Source organism: Planktotalea frisia, from assembly GCF_001890925.1.
GTDB classification, from domain to species: Bacteria; Pseudomonadota; Alphaproteobacteria; order Rhodobacterales; family Rhodobacteraceae; genus Planktotalea; species Planktotalea frisia.
The window spans coordinates 1-1,354 of the sequence record NZ_MLCB01000031.1 but is presented as its reverse complement, the minus strand read 5'-3'; the positions used below and the strand labels follow the sequence as shown (position 1 = coordinate 1,354).

Annotated in this window: 2 protein-coding genes; one reads left to right on the top strand and one right to left on the bottom strand. The window is 52.6% G+C overall.

Annotation, left to right across the window (positions count from 1 at the left end):
• The coding region (locus PFRI_RS21465; RefSeq protein WP_217653402.1) for a hypothetical protein at window positions 1-192 on the top strand (192 nt) is incomplete at its 5' end.
• A gap of 53 nt (window positions 193-245) precedes the next feature.
• Here PFRI_RS21465 and PFRI_RS01960 read toward each other — a convergent pair.
• Entirely contained in the window at window positions 246-1,265 is a 1,020-nt protein-coding gene (locus PFRI_RS01960; RefSeq protein ID WP_072629086.1) for an IS110 family RNA-guided transposase, read from the bottom strand.
• Window positions 1,266-1,354 lie beyond the last annotated feature (89 nt).

Sequence of the window (1,354 nt, the reverse complement as noted above, 5' to 3'; positions counted from 1 at the left end):
TGTGTGGATGGCTCCCTTTTTGCAAGTCCTTTTTCGCGCATGGTATTTCGTCAGAAGCAGTCTTGTGTTCGGCCTGTTAGCGCGACGCACATGGCCGCTGGCCCTGATGGTTTCCACCAACCAAGTCCCATTCCGCACATCGAACAGCAAGCGTTCTGGACAAAGCTCGGGGTGTCTTGGTTTTTGGGCTGACAAAGTTCCATCACTTCATTGGTCTTGCAAACTCCTGTTGTTTCGTTGGTCTATTAAACGGTTCTCACTTTGTAGGGTTCATTCCTTGTCAGCACAGCCCAGATCATACGGGCGGTTTTGTTGGCCATGGCAACGGCAGCTACCCTGCTTGGCTTGCGTGACAGGATGTCAGCGAACCATGGATCAAACTTTTCCGGTTCCAACCTGATGGATCGGATGCGGGAGGTCATACCGAGAACCAATAATCGGCGTATGTATTGATCGCCCATCTTGGAGATGTGACCCAGCCGTTCCTTTCCACCACTTGATCTATTGAGCGGTGTCAGTCCCAGCCAAGCGGCGAATTCCCGGCCGTTGTTGAACTGCTTGCCACTACCGACCGTCGCAACGATTGCTGACGCTGTAATTGGTCCGACACCAGGTATCGTTCTCAGCAAGGCCACGCGTTTCTCGCTTTTGGCAATCCGCGTCATATGTCGAGAATGCCGCAGGATCTTGGCGTGTAGGAACAGCAATTCGTCGCACAGATCGAAGACAACCTCTTGAGCATCCTGTGGCAGGTCTGGTTGTTCTCCATCTACGCAATCCTTGGCAAACCGCAGCGGATGATAAACGCCTTGCGGCAAGACGAGACCAAACTCTGCCAACTGTGCCCGCAGCATGTTGATCGTTTGAGTTCGCTGCCGGACGATAAGATCACGGGTTCGGTGAACCGCGAGTATCGCCTGTTGTTCCGGGGTCTTCACTTCGACAAACCGCATTGTAGGTCGCGTGACCGCCTCACAAATAGCCGCTGCATCAACAGCATCTGATTTGCCCCGTTTGACGTAAGGCTTCACGTAGGCCGGTGGGATCAACTTAACATTATGACCCAACTTGATCAGTTCGCGTGCCCAGTGGTGGCTCGTTCCACAAGCTTCAATACCGACTAAACATGGCTCAAGACGTTCAAAAAATGCCAACACTTGCGCCCGCCGTAAAGCGCGGTTGAATGCAATCTCTCCATGATCATCAATACCGTGGACCTGAAAAACGTTCTTAGCCAAATCTAGGCCGATTGTTGTAACATGCATTGGCTGGCTCCTCTCATAAGCAGTTCATAGCAACTGCACTATGGCGCATTGCGACGCCGATTGATGCAGGAGCCATCCACCCCATCCGC

Excerpts from the sequence above, each read along its gene's own strand:
- PFRI_RS01960 (WP_072629086.1), bottom strand. The coding sequence starts at position 1,265 with ATGCATGTTACAACAATCGGCCTAGATTTGGCTAAGAACGTTTTTCAG.